Raw genomic sequence first — 20,557 nt, forward strand, 5'->3', positions numbered from 1 at the left:
GTCGCGTTGTGGTGCCTGCGGGGCTGGTGGTGTTGGCGGGCTGGACCTAGCGCCGCGCGCCTTCGCGCAGCGGCAACACCTCGGTGCCTTCGGGCAGGACAAGCCCCAGCTGTTCGCCGGTGAAGGCCTGCGGCCGCTCCCGCTCCTTCACGAGCAGGATGGCGGAATATCCCTTGGCGTGGGTGATGGCGATCTTGCGCGGCAGGGGGGGCACGGCGTCGTCGTAGTCGATGCGCATGTCCCATCCGTCCTGGGGTTCGCCGGGGGGCGCATCGGTCCAGCGGCGGGGCAGCCCTTCAGGAGAAAGTTCAAGCATTCCGCGAACCCTGCCGCGCGGCAGAGTGTAGGCGATTCCCCCGTCCGCCACAAGCCTGGGGTCGGCGTGGGCATCATCGAACACCTTGGCGAACCTGCCGTTGAGCAGGTTGGCGAGATCCGGCACCGAAAAGGGCACCGGCACGCCGAACGAGAGCAGGGCGCGCCCGCCTCGGTTCAGTTCGCCGCTGTGGTAATAGGCGCGGTTCTCGTTGGGCGCGTAGGCGAGAAAGGTGGTGTCGTCCTCGCGGATGCGGGCCACGGTGGCCCCGATGCCCGCCATGATGTCCAGCCGCAGCGGCACGTCTCCGTTGGACCACAAGAGCGCCACCACGCGGTTGCCGTCATGTTCGCTTGTCTTGTAGCGCAGGCTGGCGTTGACCCGGAAGGGACCCGCGTCGGCCTCGTTGGACTGCGCCCAACTGCGGTAGGCGTGCCAGGCGGCGTCGGCCTCGGCCTGCGGGGCGGGCACGCCGGGGGCCACGCGCGGGGCACAGCCCTGGGCCAGCGCGGCCGCGACGAGCAGGAGCAGGACGCAACAGCGCACGGCAATGCCGTGCGCCAGGGATTGGTCGTGGGAAAGACGAAGGGGATGCATCATAGGTTCTTGAGCTTGGCGGTGATGTCCGCCGCGTTGGCGGGTGACATTTCCAGCGCCTTGCGGTAGCCCTTGCGCGCCTCGGCCTTCTTGCCGAGGGCGGCGGCGATGTCGCCGTAGTGTTCCCAGATGGTGGGGTCGCTGGCGCCCTGGTCCACGGCGCGGTTGATGGTCTGCCACGCTTCGTTCAGCTCGCCCCGGCGGTAGTGCGTCCAGGCCAGCGAGTCGATAATGTAGGTGCTGTCGGGCGACTCTTCAAGGGCACGGGTGATCAGCTCCAGCGCACGGTCCAGGTCGCGCCCCTGCTCGGCCAGGGTGTAGCCCACGTAGTTCAGGGCCTGGGCGTGGCGCGGATGTTCGGCCACCACCTGTTCCATCACCGTGAAGGCCTCGGCCTTCATGCCCCGCTCATCCAGGATGATGCCGCGCATGAAGGCGATTTCCGCGTCGTCGGGCCAGAACCTGCGCGCTTCGTCCATGACGGCCAGGGCTTCTTCCGGCTTGTTGCTGTTCAGGTACAGCTGGGCCTCCATCTGCCAGAATTCCTTCTGGCCGGGGTAGGTCTTCTGTCCTTCCTTCAGCGTGGCCAGGGCGGCGTTCAGGTCGCCGGTCTCGAACTGCAGCTGGCTTTTCAGGCGCAGGGCTCGGTCGTGGAACTTGTTGGACGGGGTGATCTCGCCAAGCCAGTGGATGGCCCCGGCAGGGTCGCGCTTGCCCTCGAAGGAGAGCACGGCCAGGTAGAAATACACTTCCTCGGGCGCGCCGGGTGTGTCCTTGACCACGGTGAGCAGGGCGTCGGCCTGTTCGTAGAATTTTTCTTCCAGGAACAGCGTGGCCGCCGTGAGCAGAAAGCCGAAGGTCTCCGGCCCCTGACGGGCCAGTTCATAGGCCTTGGCCGGGTTGTTCAGCTTCAGGCTGATGGCGATGAGCCGCAGCCACACGTCCTGGTTGCTTTCGTCCAGGGTGATGATCTGCTCATAGGTGCGCTCGGCCTCCACGTAGTCCTTGCGCAGTTCGTAGATGAACGCCAGTTCCGCCCAGGCCTCCAGAAAATCCGGCGCGGCCTTCACGGCCTTGCGCAACTGGCCCAAAGCCTCGGAGTGGCGGTTCAGCCCCACCAGCGCGCGGGCGTGGTAGTAACGCAGCACCGGCGTGCGGTTGCGCTCGGCGATGCCGGAGAGCAGCTTGTCCGCCTCGGCGAAGTTGCGGGTCTTCACCAGCAGCAGGGCCAGTTCCTGGCGGGCCTGCTCGTCCTCGCCATGGGCGCTGGTGAAGGCGCGCAGGGTGTACAGCGCGTCGTTGGTGCGGTTTTCCTCAAGGTAGGTTTCCACCAGCAGCAGGGTGATGTCGAGGTCGTCGGGATAGCGCGACACGCCTTCCTGCAACACCTGCCGGGCCAGGGTGGGTTCCTTGCGCGAAAGCAGGAACGAGCCGCCGTCGATGAACACCCTGGGGGACGGGTCCAGCGCCACCAGCTTTTCGATGGCGGTCATGGCGTCGCGCAGGTTGCCGGTGCGGCTGGCCTGCTCCAGAAGCAGATAGTAGTAAGTGGTCGCCGCTTCCGGCGTAAGCCGCCATTCCACCGGGGCCGCGGGCTGTTCCGGCGTGGCCTGGCGGGTGGCGCAGCCCGCGACGCCGGTGGCCAGACAGACGGCGGCCAGCAGCACGGCAGCGCGGCGCAGCGGCCACGGGCGGGCCTGCCGCGCCAAACGTGCCAGACGTGCGGCGAAGGTGCGGCGGTGCGCCCCTTGGGGCTGGTGCGCCGGGGCGTTCCGGAAAATGGCGATGGGGAAAATGGATGGCATGAAGGGCTCGTGCAACGGCCTGACCGGGCCGGGCGGCTACTGTGAAATCCAATCCGAGGAGAAGTCGCGGATTTCCTTGAAGAGGTGGTCACGCAGCTTTTGCAGCAGACGCGCCTCGATCTGCCGGACGCGTTCCCGGGTGATGTCGTACTTTTCGCCGATCTCGCGCAGGGTGACGGGCTGTTCCGAAAGCAGACGGTGCTGGAGGATGTACGCCTCCTTGTCCGAAAGCTTCGGCAGGATGGTCTGCACCCTGTCCTGCACCATGCGCGCGATTTCGCTGTTGGCCAGCGTCTCTTCAATGCCGGGGCCCAGCGCGGGCAGAAAGTCCATGCGGGTGGCCCCGCCGGAATCCTCGCCCACGGTGATGTCCAGCGACATGTCGGACGAATCGAGCCGCTGTTCCATCTCCACGACCTGCTCGACGGTGACGTTGAGCTTTTCGGAAAGGGTGGCGGCGTCGGGGTCGTACCCCTGCGCGATGAGGCGCTGGCGTTCCTTGTTAAGGTTGTAGAACAGCTTGCGCTGGGCCTGGGTGGTGCCTATCTTGACCATCCTCCAGTTGTCCATGATGAACTTGAGGATGTAGGCCTTGATCCAGAACGCGGCGTAGTACGAGAACTTGATGCCTTTTTCCGGGTCGAACTTGTTCACCGCGCGCATCAGGCCCACGTTGCCTTCCTGAATCAGATCCAGCACATTCTGCATCCAGCGGCGCTGGAAGTCCATGGCGATCTTGACCACCAGGCGCAGGTGCGAGGTAACCAGGCGGAAGGCGGCGTCGCTGTCGCCCTGTTCCTGCACGCGCCGGGCAAGGTCGAATTCCTCGTCCGGCTTCAGCAGGGGAAAGCGGCTGATTTCGCGCAGGTACAGGTGCAGGGAATCGCGCGTGGAGGCCCCAGGCGTGGACGGGCGCAGCACGGGCAGGGCCTGGCGCGGGCTTTCGCCGTCGTCGTGCGCCTCTGCGCCGTGCGGGGCGGCTTCGCCATGCAGCATATCCACGTCGATGGCGTCGTCGCTGGCGCCGTCGAAATCGATGTCCAGGTCTTCTTCGTCCGCCCCTTCCGTACCATCCGGGGTTTCTTCGTCATCCTCGGCGGAGATGCGCGATACGGGAGACGGATCGTCCTCGTCGGCGGGGGCGTTGCGGCGGCTTCGCGCGGGTTTTCCGGCAGTTGCCTTGGCGGAAGCGCCGCGGGCGGCCTTGGCGCGGGGCGTGCCGCTGGGCACGTCATTGGTGACGTCACTGGTCACGTCACCGCGCACGTCAAGGATCACCTCGGCATCAACCACTACGGGGTCGACGCCGGGCGTTTCGGCTGGCGCGGCGGCCTTGGCGCCGCGTGCGCGCGGGGCGGGGCGCGGCGTTCTGGGGGTATCGGTCATGGTATCCGGTAAGGCGCGGCGCGGGCCGCGCCGGTTCGTGCGTCGTGCAGCGGTGTCCCAAAATGCTTGACGGGGGCCGTACAGACGATGATGGTATGATTTTTGTTTGTCCTTTACAAGGCTTTCCGGTACACAGGCCTACCCGCGCGGCGTCGCGCGCCAGTGTGCGCCAAGGTGCGCCAAGGTGCGCATGTCTCGGGCATGTTTCGGAACCCTCGCGGCCTACGGTCATCCGGTCGTCGGCGAGCCAAGTTTCAGGAGTACAGGCTGTGCCAGATTTTCGTCAAGCGCTTCGCTCCGGCCGTCGACTGGTCTTCGACGGCGGCATGGGCACCATGCTGCAATCGCGCGGGCTGCCGCCCGGCGTGAGCCCCGAACTTTTCTGTCTGGCCCGGCCCGACGTGCTGGTGGGCATCCATGCCGACTACCTGCGCGCCGGGGCCGACGTACTGACCACCAACACCTTCGGGGGCTGCGTCTACAAGCTGGGCACCGGCACGCCCGACGTGGTGGAATTCAACCGGGCCATGGCCCGCGCCGCGCGCGAGGCGGTGGCCTCCAGCGGCCGCGAGGCGTTCGTGGCGGGCAGCGTGGGGCCGTCCGGCCACTTCATGCGTCCGTTGGGCGACCTGGACCCCGCCGAACTGGTGGCCGCCTTCCGCGCCCAGATCCGGGGGCTGGTGCAGGGCGGGGTGGACCTGATCCTGGCCGAAACCCAGTTTGACCTGGCAGAGGCCCGGGCCATCGTGCTGGCCGTGCGCGCCGAATGCGACCTGCCCGTGGGCGTTTCCATGACCTTCGAGAACGGCGTCAGCCTTACCGGCACGCGGCCCGAGGTGTTCGTGCAGTCCATGCTGAACATGGGCGTGGACCTTGTGGGCACCAACTGCAGCGCTGGTCCGGAGCAGATGGTCGAGGTGGCGGACGAACTGCTGGCCATCTCGGAAGTGCCGGTGCTGGTGGAGCCCAACGCGGGCCTGCCGGAACTGGTGGACGGCAAGACCGTGTTCCGCCTGGGGCCGGACGACTTTGCCCGGCATACCGCGCGCTTCGCCGCCGCAGGGGCGCGCCTGCTGGGCGGCTGCTGCGGCACCACGCCCGACCACATCGCCGCCCTGCGCGGGGCGCTGGACGCCCTTTCCGGCGGCCTTGTTCCCGACCCGGCCCGGCGCGACGGCATCGTGCTGACCACCCGCGCCCAGGCCGTGCACATCGGGGCAGGCAGCCCCATTCGCATCATCGGCGAGCGCATCAACCCCACCGGCAAGAAGCAGCTCATCGCCGAATTGCAGGCGGGCGAATTCGCCCAGGCGCTGCGCTTCGCCGACGAACAGGTGGAGGCGGGCGCGCCGGTGCTGGACGTGAACGTGGGCGCGCCCATGGTGGACGAGGCGGTGCTGCTACCCGCGCTGGTGGAGCGCCTGGTGGCCCGCCACGCGCTGCCGCTGTCGCTGGATTCGTCCAACGCGGACGCCATCGCGGGGGCCCTGCCGTTCCATCCCGGCTCGCCGCTGGTCAATTCCATCAGCGGCGAACCCGGCCGCATGGAGCATCTGGGGCCGCTGTGCCGCGACCACGGCGCGCCGTTCATCCTGTTGCCGCTCAAGGGGCGCAAGCTGCCGGTGACGGCGGCCGAGCGCATCGCCATCATCGAGGAACTGTTGCAACAGGCGGACGGGCTGCGCATTCCGCGCCGCCTGGTCATGGTGGACGTGCTGGCGCTGGCCGTGTCGTCCAAGGCCGAGGCCGCCCGCCACTGCCTGGACACCATCCGCTGGTGCGCCGCGCAGGGCCTGCCCACCACCATCGGCCTGTCCAACATCTCGTTCGGCCTGCCCGCGCGCGAACTGTTGAATTCCACCTTCCTGGCCATGGCGGCGGGCGCGGGGCTTTCCTCGTGCATCGCCCACCCCGGCAACGCGCGCATCCGCGAGGCGGTGGCCGCCTCGGGCGTGCTGCTGGGGCTGGACGCCAACGCCGAAGCCTTCATCGAGGGCTATTCCGGCTGGACGCCGGGCAGCGGGGAGGCCGGTGCGGTCCAGACGGGCGGGGCAGGGGGGGCTTCCGGTGCCAGTGGCGTGAAGGCCAAGGCCGCCACGCTGGAAGAGGCCGTCATCCGGGGCGACCGCGAGGGCGCGCTGGCCCTGGTGGACCGCGCCCTGTCCGAAGGGGCCGACCCGTTCTCGCTGGTGCAGGACAAGCTGATTCCCGGCATCACCGAGGTGGGCCGCCGCTACGAGCGGCGCGAGTACTTCCTGCCGCAGCTCATCCGCTCCGCAGAGACCATGCAGCATGCCTTCCGCAAACTTCAACCATTGCTTGAAGCCCAGCGGGGGCAGGAAACGCGGCCGGTGATCATCATGGCCACGGTGGAAGGCGACATCCACGACATCGGCAAGAACATCGTCACGCTGATGCTGGGCAACCACGGGTTCGACGTGGTGGACCTGGGCAAGGACGTGAAGGCCGCCGACATCGTGGAGGCCGCCGAGCGCCACGGGGCCGGGGTGATCGGGCTTTCGGCCCTGATGACCACCACCATGGTGCGCATGGAGGACACCGTGCGGCTGGTGCGCGAACGCGGCCTGCCCATCAAGGTCATGGTGGGCGGCGCGGTGGTGACGCCCGCCTTTGCCGAGGCCATCGGCGCGGATGGCTATTCCGCCGACGCCGTGGAGGCCGTGCGCGTGGCCAAGGAGTTGCTGGCCGTCCAGTAGGGACGTTGGCGGCGCCCGCGTGGCGCCGCTGCCGTGCCCCATGACCGGCCAGGGGGTCTCCGCGTTTTTTTCCGCGTTGCCAACGGGGCCGCCATTCCGGCGTCCGTCTTCATCCATTTTCCGCGCGGCCGTTCCGGACGCGCCGGTTGCCCCGGCGCACGTTCGGCGGTAAGAATGCGCTCCGCCCCTGCGGCGGATGCCGGGGGTGCGCCGGGCCCGTGCCCGTTGCCGCGCCGTTTCCGCCGGTTCCATCAATCGGAGGCTTCCTGATGAAACGCCTGATATCGCTCGTTCTTCTGCCGCTGGTGCTTGCCGCCCTGTGCGGCGCGGCCATTGCGTCCCCCACGGGGGTGGAAGAAATGGGCTCCGGCGAGTTGCTGCGCCGCGTCACCGCCGCCAAGGGCAAGGTGGTCATCGTCAATTTCTTTGCCTCGTGGTGCCCGCCGTGCCTGGAGGAGATTCCCGGCCTGATCAGCATGCGCGCCCGCTATCCAGAGGACAAGGTGGCCCTGTACGGCATCTCGCTGGACGATAACCCCAAGCAACTCGCGGCCTTCATGTCCCGCACGCCGTTCAACTACCCGGTGTGGAAGGGCAAGGACGAGTTGCAGCGGTTCTTCAACGTGTCGTCCATTCCGCAACTGCTGGTCTATGACCGCGAAGGCAAACTGGTGGCCAACCACGTGGGCCTTGTCGAGGCGGAGGAACTGGGCAAGTTCGTGGATACCCTGCTGGGGGGCAAATAGATGGGCCAGCCTTACATCCGCAAGGCCCGCGTGCAGGACGTGAAGGCCATCCACGGCCTGCTCATGCACACCTCCGGCCAGGGGCTGCTGCTGCCCCGTTCGCTGAACCAGCTGTACAGCCACCTGCGCGACTTCGTGGTCATCGACCCGGACGACGGCGGCCCGCTGGTGGGCTGTTGCGCCCTTTCCATCGCCTGGGACGACATCGCCGAGGTGCGTTCGCTGGTGGTGGCCGACGTGCTGCGCGGCAAGGGCTGGGGCCGCAAGCTGGTGGATGCCTGCCTGAGCGATGCCGTGACCCTGGGCATCTTCCGGGTGTTCGCCTTGACCTATCAGGTGGATTTCTTTCTGAAGATGGGGTTCCGGGTGGTAGAAAAGGATGTGTTGCCCCAGAAGATCTGGGCGGACTGCATCCACTGCCCCAAGTTCCCCGACTGCGACGAGACGGCGGTGCTGCTGGAAATGTAGCCGCCGATGCGGCCCGGCGATCCCGGTGCCCCCTGCGATCGTTGACGACAGTGCACTGCCCTTGCGGGGCGGCTCCTCACCTCGGCTGCAACCCATGCCGCGTGGCGATGCCCCTCCCTCGCATCATCAAAATACCCAGGCCCGGAGGCCGGACGACAATGACGATCAAGGAACTGAAGGTGGTGTACGACGCGCAGGCCATTGCCGCGCGCGTGGCCGAGATGGGCCAGGAGATCAACCGCCTGTACGCGGGCGAAGAAGTGGTGGTGGTCTGCGTGCTGAAGGGCGCGTTCATGTTCTTCGCCGACCTGGTGCGGCATCTGGACATGCGCCCCGAACTCGATTTCGTGCGCGTGGCCAGCTACGGCGCGTCCACCTCCACCTGCGGCACCGTCAGCTTCACCAAGGACGTGGAGGTGCCCTTGCAGGGCAAGCACGTGCTGCTGGTGGAAGACATCGTGGACACCGGCCACACCGTGGACTTCCTGTTCCGCCAGTTGGCGGCGCGGGGCGCCAAGAGCCTGCGCCTGGCCGCGCTGGTGGACAAGCAGGAACGCCGCGCCGTGCCCGTGCGCGTCGACTTCGCCGGGTTTGCGTTGCCCGGTGGCTTCATTGTAGGGTATGGGCTCGACTATGCCGAACGGTATCGCGAACTTCCCGGCATCTACGAAGCCGTCATCGAACCCGAGGGTGCGTAGGGTGGGCGAAACCGCCAGCCTGTCGTCGCGCCCCGGCCATTCGCCGAGATCCCACGTCCGAGGTGCCCGATGATCGTCATCTGCCCCAGTTGCTCGACCAAGTACAACCTCCCCGACGATCGCGCCCGCCCCGGTGCGAAGTTGAAGTGCACGCTGTGCAAGTCCGTTTTCCCCATCGAGGCGGGCACCCCGCCCACGACACCGCCGGGCGGCGTTCCCGATTTTGACGCCGCCATGGGCGACATGGGCATGGGCAGTGACGACGCGCAGGGCGCCGCCAATGGCCTTGTCTCCGCCAACGGCGCGGAACTGGACCACGGCCCCTTTGACGTCGCCAGCGACGCCGCCGATCTGGACGCCGCCGTGCGCGCCAAGGTGCAGGCCGAAGCGCGCAAGCGCGACCGGGCCGGAGACGAAGGTCCCGACGTCAGCGACATCATCGGCTCCATGAAGGGCTACAACCTGGATGACGCCCCGCCCGCCGTGCCGCCCAAGAAGTATGGCTGGCCGGTCGTCGCCGGTTTCGTGGCCGTGCTGCTGGCCGTGGCCGTGGGCGTCACCCTGCGCTTCACCGGCATCTGGCCCTCGGATAAGGCGGCGGATACGCCGCCGCCGGTGGTCAACGGCACCGAGCAGATCAAGAACATCGCCTTGCGCAATTACCGCCAGTACTACGTGAACAACGAGAAGGTGGGCCAGGTGGCGGTGATCGAGGGCAAGGTGGTGAACAACTTCTCCTCGCCCCGCGAACTGATCAAGATCGAGGCTTCGCTGTACGACGCCAACGGCGCGGCCGTGGTCACCAAGCAGCAGTTGTGCGGCGTCACCGTGTCGCTGTTCCAGTTGCAGGTGCTGGGCGAGCAGGAGCTGGAAACGGCCCTGAACAACAAAATTGAAATCCTCACCAACAACACCAACGTGCCCCCCGGCGGCGAAGTGCCGTTCATGGTGGTGTTCTACAATCCGCCCGCCTCCGTGGCCGAATTCGGCGTCAAGGTGGTGGAGGCGCGCACCCCGCCCGAAAGCAAGTAGCGTGCGCCCGTGAAGCTGCGCGAAACCTACGTCTGCACCGCCTGCGGGGCGCGCGCGCCGCAATGGCGCGGCCAGTGTCCCGCCTGCAAGGAATGGAACACCCTGGAGCTTACCGTGGCCCCGCGCGAGGGCCGGGCAGGGGCGCGCTCCGGGGCGTCGTCCGTTGGCGCGCAGGGCAGGGCGCAACCGCTCAAGGATGTGGCCGATCACGGGGCCGAGCCTTTCGGCAGCGGTCTCGATGCGCTGGACCGCGTACTGGGCAAGGGATTGGTGCCGGGCGCGGCCATTCTGGTGGGCGGCGAGCCGGGCATCGGCAAGTCCACGCTGCTGCTGCAGGTGGCCGGGGCCGTGGCGGCCTCGAACCGCTCCGTGCTGTACCTTTCCGGCGAGGAATCGCTGCCCCAGCTCAAGGCGCGCGCCGAACGGCTGGGCGTGCTGCATGACGAACTCATGGCCGTGGCCACCACCAGGCTGGACGACGTGCTGCCCCTGCTGGAAGGCCCCGCCGCCCCCGCGCTGCTCATCGTCGATTCCGTGCAGACCGTCAGTTCCGACCGGGCGGAAGGACTGCCCGGCAACGTCAGCCAGGTGCGCGCCGTTTCCACGGAAATCGTCGAGGCCTGCAAGCGCAGCGGCACCACGGTGCTGCTGGTGGGCCACGTGACCAAGGATGGCGCGCTGGCGGGACCGCGCCTGCTGGAACACCTGGTGGACACGGTCATCTCCATCGAGGGCGACCGGCGGCAGATGTTCCGCCTGCTGCGGGTGCTCAAGAACCGCTTTGGCCCCAATCAGGAACTGCTGGTCTTCCGCATGGCCGAGCAGGGCATGGAGGTGGTGGAAGACCCTTCCACCTTCTTCCTCGGCGCGCGCGACCCGGCCCTGTCCGGCACCGCGCTGGTCATGGCCGTGGACGGGCAGCGTCCGCTGGCGGTGGAGGTGCAGGCCCTGGTCACCCGCAGCTATCTGGCCATTCCGCGCCGCACGGGCCTTGGGTTCGACGTGAACCGCCTGCATCTGCTGCTGGCGGTGCTGGAAAAGCGGCTGCGCCTCAACTTCGGCCAGGTGGACATCTACGCCAAGATCGGCGGCGGCATGAAGCTGCAGGACCCCGGCATGGACCTGGGACTGGTGGCCGCCGTGCTCTCGTCGTTCTACGACCTGCCCTTGCCCGAGCGGGCCGTGTTCTGGGGCGAGGTGGACCTCAACGGCCAGGTGCGCCCGGTGGCCGCCCATGCCATCCGCCGCGACCAGGCCCGCAGGCTTGGCTACACGCCCCTTCTCCACCCCGCCGACGATGACGCGCGCGGCGTGCCCACCGTGGCCGCCTTGCAGGACGCGCTGTTCCGCCGCGCCCGCCGCCCCGCGTATGCCGCCCAGTCCGACGGGCAGGGCGCGCGCGGCCCTGCCGTCGATGGCGGGGCCACGGGCGCCGATTCCGGCAGCGGCGAGGACGACGGCGTCTAGCATAAGAGGGGGGCGTCCGCCGCGTACGTGCGCCTTCCCGCCGCCTCATTCCCCTTTTCCCGCATCCAGCCCCAGCATCCGCACCCGGCGTTGTCACGCCGCGCTTCCGCATCGTTCCCCAACGCGTCGTCGTAACGGCCTTCGCTGTTTCGTACATGATAATCTGGGCAATGCCGTTTGCTTGGGCCGCCCAACAGGGTACATTCAGGGCAATTTTCCCGAACGTCATCACCGCGATAACGGAGACCGCCATGAAGAACCCGCGCGCCTCGTTTCCGCCTGTTCCCGCCATCCTCGGCACGGTGTTGAGTCTGCTCGCCGCCGGTCTCGCGTTGCCCGGCGGCCTTCTCTGGTCTGGCCTTGCGCTCTGCCTTGGCCTTGCCATGACCGCCGGGGCCTTTTTCTACGACATGCGCATCCGGGAGGCCCGGCAGGACGGGTTGCGCGCAGAATTCATCGCGCGCGGCCCAGGGCGGGTGCTGGAAGACATCCGCGCCCGTGGGGGCTCGTCGTACCCGGCCCTGGAGGAGGCCGCCCGGCTGGAGGCGGACACCGCCCTGCTGCACGCGGCCTTCGACGTACTGGCCGCGCCGGTGCTGCTGCTGGACGCCTCGGGGCGCATCGCCCGGGCCAGCAAGGGCGCATCCACGCTGACGGGCGTTCCGCCGGACCGCATGCTCGGCCGCACCCCGGCGGACGCCCTTGCCGGAGGAGCAGGCGCAAGCGGAGGCCTGGACTTCATGCCCGTCGTGCCCGCCACCTCCCTGCACCGCGACGTGGAATTCGTCACCCCCGGGGGTGCGCGCCTGTCGTTGCAGGCGCTCTCCGATTCGCTGGCCGACGTGCACGGTGCCGTGTCGGGCGCGGTGGTTGCCCTGATCGACCACAGTGATTCAAGGCGCGAATGCTCGGCCCTGGAGTTGCGCCAGCAGGAACTTCTGGTCACGGGCGCGGACATCAGCAGCCTGGCCCAGCGCGTGGCCTCCGCATCGGAAGAGCTCTCCGCCTCGTCGGACGAGCAGGCGCGCGGCGCGGTGCGCCAGAAGGAGCAGTCCGCCTCGGTGGCCACGGCCATGGAGCAGATGCGCAACACCGTGCTCGAGGTGGCGCGCAACGCCTCGGCCACGTCCGACGCCGCTCGGGACGCCCGCAACGACGCCAACGAAGGCGCGGCGCTGGTGCAGCGCGCCGTGGGGGGCATCAACGCGGTGGCCGAATCGGCCGACCGGCTGGCGGCTGAACTCAAGCAACTGGACGGGCAGGCCGGGGAGATCGGCCGCATCATCGGGGTCATCAACGACATCGCGGACCAGACCAACCTGCTGGCCCTCAACGCCGCCATAGAGGCGGCCCGCGCCGGTGACGCCGGGCGCGGCTTCGCCGTGGTGGCGGACGAGGTGCGCAAACTGGCGGAAAAGACCATGTCGGCCACCAAGGAAGTGGAGCAGGCGGTGCGTACCATCCAGCAGCGCTCCACCGACGCCATGCAGTCCATGCAGGTGACCGGGGCCCAGGTGACCGAGAGCACCCAGCTTTCCAACGAGGCGGGGCAGGCCATCACCCGCATCACGGTGCGCATAGAGGACATGGTGGAGCGTGTGGCGCAGATCGCCACGGCGGCCGAACAGCAGTCCGCCTCGGCGGAAGAGGTGACCGGCGCGGTGGAGGCCATCGCCGCCGTGGCCGGGGAATCGGAGGCGGGCGCGACGCAGGCGTCGGCTGCCACGCGCGACCTGGCCGGGCTTTCGCAGGAACTGCTCACCCTGGCCGTGCGCTTCAGCGAGGCCAAGGTGGACGCCACCAAGCTGTGGAAGTCCCAGGGGCAGATGCGCGGCGTGCTGCCCAAGCTGATGCAGGAATTCGCCGTGGGCAACTACGGGCGGGACGTGGTCGCCAAGGTTCTGGAAGCCATGGGCAACCCCGTGTTCCTGGCCACCGGCAACTACCCGGACCAGGTGCTGAAGCAGATGGCGCACGAACTTTCGCGCATCACCGGAGATTCCACGCGCGATGTGTTCCGCAAACTGGGGCGCTACACCATGGACGGTTTCTACAGGATGTATCGCCGTTACTTCAAGACCAACGATCTCAAGGAAATGTACCTGGGCATGGATGCACTGCACAAGCAGCTTACCAAGGACTACCCCGGCATCAATCCGCCAGCCTTCACTTACGAGGACAGGGGCAACACCCTGATAATGACGTATCGATCCTCTCGCGCGCTGTTTGAATACTTCGAGGGGATACTTATCGGCGCGGCCGATTTCATGAGGCGAAAGGTGGACGTCAAGGTGACGCCGCAGGGGGAACATACCGCACGGGCGGAAATCCGTTTTCTCGACTGACCGTGCAATGTCGGATATCGGCGTGGGGCTCTCCCTGGCGGGGGTTCCCCCATTTTATACTTTAAACGCGATGGGGGCTGCGTTAACGTAGGTCTGCTGCCACCCTGACCATGCGCCGGTTTGTTGCGCCCGTTTGCCCGATTGCGGCTTGCGGGGGATATCCGGTACAACCGGCAGGCACGGTCGGGCGATCAGCTAGGGGCGGTGCCCCTACAGGGCAACGGCGTGATGGCGGCGGAACTGGGCGCGGGGGACGGCCAGGCGATTCAGGACACCACGGGTGCCGCGACATCCGGTGCATCGGCCGCGGGGGATGCAGGAACCACTGGAGACGGGACGCAGATGCAGGAATACACGGCGCTGGCGCGCGAGGTGCGGGAGCGGCTTGGGCGCGTGGGCAGCGGGCTTGCCCTGCTGGTGCAGCAGCGCGAGGACGATTTTCTCGCCCTTGGCGCGGAATTGCAGGACGTGGCCCTTCGGGTTCAGGACATTGCCGCCGACAGCCAGAAGCTGACCCACATCGCTTCGGGCGACACAGTGCGCCATATTCTGGAAGAACTGGTGGCCGAACTGGATGCCATGCAGACGCTCTGCCACGTGGACGAGGACGCCACAGATCTCGCCATGCTGGCCCGTGCGCGCGAACTGGTGCACGAACTCTCCAAATCCATTCGTGATTACGCACGGGTTGTGCGCACGCTGCAAATGCTGGGCATCTCCACGCGCATCGAAAGCGCGCGCCTCGGTTCGGACGGGCGCGGCTTCAGCACCCTTGCCGACGACGTGGAAAAACTGGGCTACAAGATCGTCGAATATTCCGACCGCATCATGCTGCAGGCGAAAACGCTGGACGCGCTGGCCGAAAAGGCCGAAACCAGCACCCGCGAGATGCACGAAATGCAGCGCGAGTGCGCCTATTCCGTGTTCGGGTCGCTGCGCGACAACATGGACACCCTGCACGAGGTGGCCGACTCCAGCCGCAAGGCCTCGGAAGAGGTGCGCGGGCATACTGCCGACATTGCAACATCCATGGGGCGCATCATAGGCTCGCTCCAGTTTCACGACATCGTGCGCCAGCAGGTGGAGCATGTGGAAGAGGCCCTGGCCGACGCCCGCACGGGCATCGAGGGCGCACCGGAAACCGACGAGGCCGCGCTGGCCGAGGAATTGGCCGTGGCCGCCGATATCTGCGCCCTGCAACAGGCCCAGTTGGACAACGCGCGGAACAGCTTTGCCGATGCCGTGTCCACCCTGCGGCTTGAGCTGACGGCCATCGCCGCCAGCGTGCGCGGGGTAGGCCAGCGCACCGGGGGATTCTCTGATGAGTCACGCCTGGGTGAGGGCTGCGGGGGCACCGCCGTGCTCGACCACTTGGAGCGTAGCGTGGCGGAAATCGCCGCGCGCATGCTGTCGTTGGCCGAGCAGGGCGAACGCATGGGCCACGTGATGGGCGAAGTTGCCGAAATGGTTGCGCAGATGAGCGTTTTTCTTGAAGATATAGAAGACGTCGGCGACGAGATAGAGCTCATCGCACTCAACGCCAGCATCCGGGCCGCGCATACCGGAGAAAAGGGCAAGGCGCTGGGCGTACTGGCCTCTTCCATCCAGCGGCTGTCGCAGGATGCGGGCGAAAGCACCACGGCCCTTGCCACGCTGCTGCGCGAGGTGGACGGCGTGGCAGGGCAGCTCAAGAGCTATGCGACCGCCTACCTCGATTCCTCGCGCGTCACGGAAATTTCCGATGAACTGGAGGGGCTTACGAACGGTCTGCGCCAGGTGAACGGCGAAGCCGCACGCCTGTTCGCCGGGGTGGGCAATGCCTGCTCCGAGTTGGCCAGACAGGTTGACCACGCCGTGAGCGACCTTGGTTTCGATGCCCAGGTGAAGGCCGGACTTTCCGACGCCGCCGCGGACGTGGGCGACATGGCCGCCATGCTGCGCGACCGGGTGCCCGCCTCCGCGCGCGAGGCCGCGTCACGGCGCCTTGCCGCCCTGCGCGACCGCTACACCATGGAGCAGGAACGCGTGCTGCACGGCCGCGTGCTGGGCGGCGCGCACGCCGCTGCCCCGGCGGCCGGGGGTGACGACGGCTACGGCGACAACATCGAACTTTTCTGACCCCGCCGCGTCGCGGCTACCGTCGCGACGCCCGCACGAAACCGCCAACTCAGAACATTCGAGCACGAGGGATTTCATGAGCAAGCTCATCATGACGGTGGACGATTCGGCGAGCATCCGGCAGATGGTCGGCTTCACCCTGCGCAACGCGGGGTACGAGGTCGTTGAGGCCAAGGACGGCAAGGACGCCGTGAGCAAGCTTTCCGGGCCCATCAAGATGGTGATCACCGACCTGAACATGCCCAACATGGACGGCATTGAACTTATTAAACAGATTCGCGCCAACCCCGCCTACAAGTTCATCCCGGTCATCATGCTGACCACCGAGTCGCAGGCTACCCGCAAGCAGGAAGGCAAGGCCGCAGGAGCTACGGGCTGGATCGTCAAGCCGTTCCAGCCGGAACAGTTGCTGGCCGTGGTCAAGAAGGTGCTCGGCTAGGCCCGGGCGCGCACCGTCCGGAAACGCCGCACATTTCGGACAAGGAAGGGCCGCATGCAATCGCAGGAAGACGCAAACAGGGCCGCCTTCATCGAAGAAGCGCAAGACCTGCTGGCAGAGCTGGAAACGGCGTTGCTGGAACTGGAGGAGCAGCCCGATGACCGCGACCTGGTGGCGCGTGTGTTCCGGGCCATGCACACCATCAAGGGGTCCGGGGCCATGTTCGGCTTCGACGACATCGCCCACTTCACCCACGACGTGGAAACGGTGTTCGACCGGGTGCGCAATGGCGAGATGCCCGTCACCCGCCAGTTGCTGGACCTTACCCTGGCCTCGCGCGACCACATCGCACGGCTGTTGCACTGCGCCGTCAGCGGTGAAGCGCCCGACCTTTCGCACGCGGCGGCCATCACCGCGTCGCTGCGCGCCCTGGTGCCGACGGCTGCGGCCCTCGCTGCCGAAGCCCCGGCTCAGGACGCCGACGGCGCGGAATGCCTGGCTCAACCCGACGCATCGTGCCCCCCCTGTGCCCGCACCTGGCGGGTGCGCTTTCGCCCCGCGCCGTCCATCCTCTTCAGCGGCGCGAATCCCTTGTCCTTGCTGGATGAACTGCGCGAGCTTGGCGGGGCGCGGGTATTCCCGCACTTCAGCGACGTTCCCGCCCTCGACGAATTGCAGCCAGAACTGTGCCACGTGTGGTGGGACGTGCTGCTTTCCACCGAAGGGGACGAGACGGCCATTCGCGACGTGTTCCTGTTCGTGGAGGACGACGCGGACATCGACATCCGCCTGGTGGACGACGCGCGCATTGTGGACGACGCCGCCTACAAGCGTCTGGGCGAAATCCTGCTGGAGCGCGGCGACGTCAGCGCAGACGACCTGCACCGCGTGCTGGACGAGCAGCGCCCTCTGGGCCGTCTGCTGACCGACGCGGGCGTGGTGATGCCGGAGCGGGTGGAGGCGGCCCTTGCCGAGCAGCAGGCCGTGCGCACCATCCGCCAGTCGCGTGACAAGGAAACCGCGACGCGCGACGATTCCGGGGCCAGCATCCGCGTGGCCGCATCCAAGCTGGACTTTCTTGTGGACCTGGTGGGCGAACTGGTCATCGTGCAGGCCCAGCTTTCGCAGGCCGCGCACCTGCGCAGCGACCCCGGCCTGCTGGGGCTGGTGGAGGAACTGGAGCGGTTGAGCGACGAGTTGCGCGACACCACCCTGGGCATCCGCATGCTGCCCATCGGCACCACCTTCAGCAAGTTCCGCCGCCTGGTGCGCGACCTTTCGGCGGAACTGGGCAAGGACGTGGAACTGGTGACCCAGGGCGGAGAGACCGAACTGGACAAGACCGTCATCGAACGGCTGGGCGACCCCCTGGTGCACTGCCTGCGCAACAGCCTGGACCACGGGGTGGAGCAGCCCGACGTGCGCGTCGCGGCGGGCAAGCCGCGTACCGGCACGGTAACCCTTGCGGCGGCCCATGCCGGGGGGGAGGTGCTGATCACCATCGCCGACGACGGCGCGGGCATCGACCCGGCCCGGGTGATGGAAATCGCCCGCAGGCGCGGCGTCATCGCCCCGGACGTGGAACTGCCCCCGCGCGAGGCCATGGAACTCATCTTCGCGCCCGGCTTTTCCACGGCGGAAAAAGTCACCAGCGTTTCCGGCCGAGGGGTGGGCATGGACGTGGTGAAGCGCTCCATAGAGGCGCTGCGCGGCCGCATAGAACTGGACAGCGCCGTGGGGCGGGGCACCACGCTCACCATCCGCCTGCCGCTCACCCTGGCCATCATCGACGGCCTGCAGGTGCAGGTGGGCGGCGAATCGTTCGTCATTCCGCTGAACCATGTGGAGGAGTGCGCGGAACACACAACCCCCCGCTCCGGCGACGACAGGCAGCGCATCATCAACCTGCGCGGCGAGATCGTGCCCTACATCCGCCTGCGCGAGCTGTTCGCATCTCCCGGCCCTGCGCCGGGCATCGAGCAGGTGGTGGTGGTCGATGCGCAGGGCAGCCGTTTCGGGCTGGTGGTGGACTGCGTGGTGGGCGAGCACCAGACGGTGATCAAGAGCCTTGGCCGCATCTACAAGGACGTGCCGGGCATTTCCGGGGCCACCATCAAGGGCGACGGCAGCATGGCCCTGATCCTGGACGTGCCGGGGCTGGTGCAACTGGCCGCCGGACAGCCGCAGGGCGGGCAGGCCGGGGCTTCTGGGGCCGCTGGCGGGGCGGCGCGTCCGCGTTCGGCCCCCATGGCCGCCCCGTCGCGCGGGGGGGCTGCATGACCAACGGCGCCACGGCCCTTCCGGCGGGGTGCGCCCGGCCAGGCCCCATGGCCCAGAAGCTGTTCGACCGCATGAGCCGCTTCGTTTACGAGCAGGTGGGCATCAAGCTGCCCGCCTCGAAGCGGGTGATGCTGGAGGCGCGCTTGCAGAAACGCCTGCGCGCGCTGGGCATGACCACCTACGACCAGTACGTGGACTACCTGTTTACGGACAAGGGCATCGACGAGGAACTGCGCAACTTCATCGACGTGGTGACCACCAACACCACTGAATTCTTCCGCGAACCGCGTCATTTCGACTACCTTGCCGCCACCGTGCTGCCCGGCTGGACTGCCGCTGCCGCGCGGCAGCGCGCCCAGCGTGCGCTGCGGGTGTGGAGCGCGGGTTGTTCCATTGGCATGGAGCCCTACACGCTGGCCATGGTGCTGCGCGACTACGCGGAGAGTACGCCCGGCTTCACCTTTTCCATTCTGGCCACGGACATTTCGTCGCGGGCGCTGCAACAGGCGGTGCGGGCCGTGTACGAGGAAGAGCGCGTGCACAACGTGCCGGATCACTTTCGCAAGCGCTACCTGCTGCGCAGCCGCGACCGTTCGCGCCGCCTGGTGCGCATGGGGCCGGAACTGCGCTCGTCCGTGCGCTTCGAGCGGCTGAATTTCATGGAGCCCTTCGGTTTCTCGGAACCCATGGACATCATTTTCTGCCGCAACGTGATCATCTATTTCGACAAACCCACGCAGGAAGGGCTGTTCACCCGGTTCTGCCAGTGTCTGCGCCCCGGCGGGCACCTGTTCATCGGGCACTCCGAAAGTCTTACCGGCATGGCGCTGCCCCTTGAGCAGGTGGCGCCCACCGTCTACCGGAGGACACGATGACCGCGCGCCGCATCAAGGTGCTGGTGGTGGACGATTCCGCCCTGGTGCGCCAGACCTTGGCGGACATCGTCTCGGGCGACGAGGAACTGGAGCTCATCGGCACCGCCTCCGACCCCTTCGTGGCCGCCAAGCGCATGGAAAACGTGGCCCCGGACGTGATCCTGCTGGATGTGGAGATGCCCCGCATGGACGGCATCACCTTCCTGCGCAAGATCATGACCCAGCATCCCATCCCCGTGGTGATCTGCTCGTCGGTGACGGAGCAGGGGGCCGAGGCCACCTTCAAGGCCATGGAGTACGGCGCGGTGGAGGTCATCCAGAAGCCGCGCATGGGCACCAAGCGCTTTCTGGAGGAATCCAGCATCCGCATCTGCGATGCGCTGAAGGCCGCCGCCCGCTCCCGGTTGCGCAAGCTCAGCCCCCTGGCCGCCGGGGTGCCGCCCAAACTTTCCGCCGATGCGGTGCTGCCCGCCGCGACGCCGCTGACCACCACGGTGCAGCAGACCGAGAAGGTGGTGGTCATCGGCGCGTCCACGGGCGGCACCGAGGCCCTGCGCGTGGTGCTGGAGGCCATGCCCGAAGGCTGCCCGCCCATCGCCATCGTGCAGCACATGCCGGAACACTTCACCACCGCCTTCGCAAACCGGCTGAACGCCATCTGCCGGGTGACGGTGAAGGAGGCGCAGGACAACGACGTCATGCGGCGCGGCCAGGTGCTCATTGCGCCGGGCAACCTGCACATGCTGCTCAAGCGCAACGGTTCGCGCTACTACGTCGAGGTGCGCGAAGGCCCGCTGGTGCGCAGGCACCGGCCTTCCGTGGACGTGCTGTTCCGTTCCGCCGCGCGGTACGCCGGGCGCAACGCCGTGGCCGCCATCATGACCGGCATGGGCGACGACGGTGCGGCGGGCATCAAGGAGCTGTTCGACGTGGGCGCGCACACCATCGCCCAGGACGAGGCCAGCTGCGTGGTCTTCGGCATGCCGCAGGAAGCCATCAAGCTGGGCGGGGTGCGCAAGGTGGTTTCGCTTGAAGAAATAGCCCCGGCCATCGTCCGCGCCTGCGGGGGGTAGCGGCCGCAGGAACGCGCCCGTGCCTGCACCATGCCCCGGCAGGGACGCCATCAGGCCCGTAGAGAACGTTCCGCACGGTTGCGGCGCGCCCCGGGGCGCGCCGCAACCCTTCTGGAAACGCCCGTCGCCACGGGCGTTTTCCATCGTCCTGCAGGCACGACAGAGTACGACAACGCAAACGGACCAAGGAGCATC

General features: G+C 67.6%; 15 protein-coding genes. 12 read left to right on the top strand and 3 right to left on the bottom strand.

Annotation, left to right across the window (positions count from 1 at the left end; all coding sequences use genetic code 11):
* Window positions 1–46 precede the first annotated feature (46 nt).
* From RVX_RS07625 to RVX_RS07635, 3 genes are read right to left on the bottom strand one after another with little or no spacing between them, the layout of a single operon-like run.
* Complete coding sequence (locus RVX_RS07625; RefSeq protein ID WP_230404471.1) at window positions 47–913, bottom strand: hypothetical protein; 867 nt, start codon at window positions 911–913, stop codon at window positions 47–49.
* Window positions 913–2,718 carry a tetratricopeptide repeat protein gene (locus RVX_RS07630; protein ID WP_230404473.1) on the bottom strand — a complete coding sequence of 602 codons (1,806 nt, stop codon included), beginning with the start codon at window positions 2,716–2,718 and terminating at the stop codon, window positions 913–915. Before RVX_RS07630 ends, RVX_RS07625 begins: the two co-directional genes overlap by 1 nt.
* 36 nt (window positions 2,719–2,754) lie before the next feature.
* Window positions 2,755–4,104, bottom strand: a complete 1,350-nt coding sequence (locus RVX_RS07635) for a sigma-70 family RNA polymerase sigma factor (RefSeq protein ID WP_116305390.1) — start codon at window positions 4,102–4,104, stop codon at window positions 2,755–2,757.
* Between the two features lie 269 nt (window positions 4,105–4,373).
* Between RVX_RS07635 and RVX_RS07640 the strand changes: the two genes are divergently transcribed.
* The 12 genes from RVX_RS07640 (at window position 4,374) to RVX_RS07695 (ending at window position 20,362) form a co-directional block, all read left to right on the top strand.
* Window positions 4,374–6,821 (top strand): homocysteine S-methyltransferase family protein, encoded by a 2,448-nt coding sequence (locus RVX_RS07640; RefSeq protein WP_116305391.1) that lies wholly within the window; start codon window positions 4,374–4,376, stop codon window positions 6,819–6,821.
* Between the two features lie 269 nt (window positions 6,822–7,090).
* The gene (locus tag RVX_RS07645; RefSeq protein WP_116305392.1) at window positions 7,091–7,567 is read left to right on the top strand and encodes a TlpA family protein disulfide reductase; all 477 of its coding nucleotides are present in this window, start codon (window positions 7,091–7,093) and stop codon (window positions 7,565–7,567) included.
* Window positions 7,568–8,035, top strand: coding sequence for an N-acetyltransferase (locus RVX_RS07650; protein ID WP_007521959.1), 468 nt, complete (start codon window positions 7,568–7,570; stop codon window positions 8,033–8,035). It abuts the gene before it with no gap.
* A 158-nt stretch (window positions 8,036–8,193) separates the two neighbouring features.
* Window positions 8,194–8,733: a hypoxanthine phosphoribosyltransferase gene (gene hpt / locus RVX_RS07655; protein WP_116305393.1), complete on the top strand. Its 540-nt coding sequence runs from the start codon at window positions 8,194–8,196 to the stop codon at window positions 8,731–8,733.
* Window positions 8,734–8,802: 69 nt separating this feature from the next.
* Window positions 8,803–9,765: a DUF3426 domain-containing protein gene (locus tag RVX_RS07660; RefSeq protein ID WP_116305394.1), complete on the top strand. Its 963-nt coding sequence runs from the start codon at window positions 8,803–8,805 to the stop codon at window positions 9,763–9,765.
* A gap of 9 nt (window positions 9,766–9,774) precedes the next feature.
* Window positions 9,775–11,232 carry a DNA repair protein RadA gene (gene radA / locus RVX_RS07665; protein WP_116305395.1) on the top strand — a complete coding sequence of 486 codons (1,458 nt, stop codon included), beginning with the start codon at window positions 9,775–9,777 and terminating at the stop codon, window positions 11,230–11,232.
* Window positions 11,233–11,483: 251 nt separating this feature from the next.
* On the top strand, window positions 11,484–13,577 hold the full coding sequence (locus tag RVX_RS07670) for a methyl-accepting chemotaxis protein (protein ID WP_116305396.1): 2,094 nt from the start codon (window positions 11,484–11,486) through the stop codon (window positions 13,575–13,577).
* A 342-nt stretch (window positions 13,578–13,919) separates the two neighbouring features.
* Window positions 13,920–15,695, top strand: a complete 1,776-nt coding sequence (locus RVX_RS07675) for a methyl-accepting chemotaxis protein (RefSeq protein WP_116305397.1) — start codon at window positions 13,920–13,922, stop codon at window positions 15,693–15,695.
* A gap of 76 nt (window positions 15,696–15,771) precedes the next feature.
* Window positions 15,772–16,134, top strand: a complete 363-nt coding sequence (locus RVX_RS07680) for a response regulator (RefSeq protein WP_007521947.1) — start codon at window positions 15,772–15,774, stop codon at window positions 16,132–16,134.
* Window positions 16,135–16,188: 54 nt separating this feature from the next.
* A complete protein-coding gene (locus RVX_RS07685; protein WP_116305398.1) occupies window positions 16,189–18,414 on the top strand; it encodes a chemotaxis protein CheA in 2,226 nt (741 codons plus the stop codon).
* The gene (locus RVX_RS07690; protein ID WP_116305399.1) at window positions 18,411–19,289 is read left to right on the top strand and encodes a CheR family methyltransferase; all 879 of its coding nucleotides are present in this window, start codon (window positions 18,411–18,413) and stop codon (window positions 19,287–19,289) included. The genes RVX_RS07685 and RVX_RS07690 overlap by 4 nt, the downstream gene beginning before the upstream one ends.
* Window positions 19,286–20,362 carry a protein-glutamate methylesterase/protein-glutamine glutaminase gene (locus RVX_RS07695; protein WP_116305400.1) on the top strand — a complete coding sequence of 359 codons (1,077 nt, stop codon included), beginning with the start codon at window positions 19,286–19,288 and terminating at the stop codon, window positions 20,360–20,362. The genes RVX_RS07690 and RVX_RS07695 overlap by 4 nt, the downstream gene beginning before the upstream one ends.
* The last annotated feature ends 195 nt before the right edge of the window (window positions 20,363–20,557 follow it).

This window comes from Nitratidesulfovibrio sp. HK-II, assembly GCF_003402415.2.
Lineage (GTDB): Bacteria > Desulfobacterota > Desulfovibrionia > Desulfovibrionales > Desulfovibrionaceae > Cupidesulfovibrio.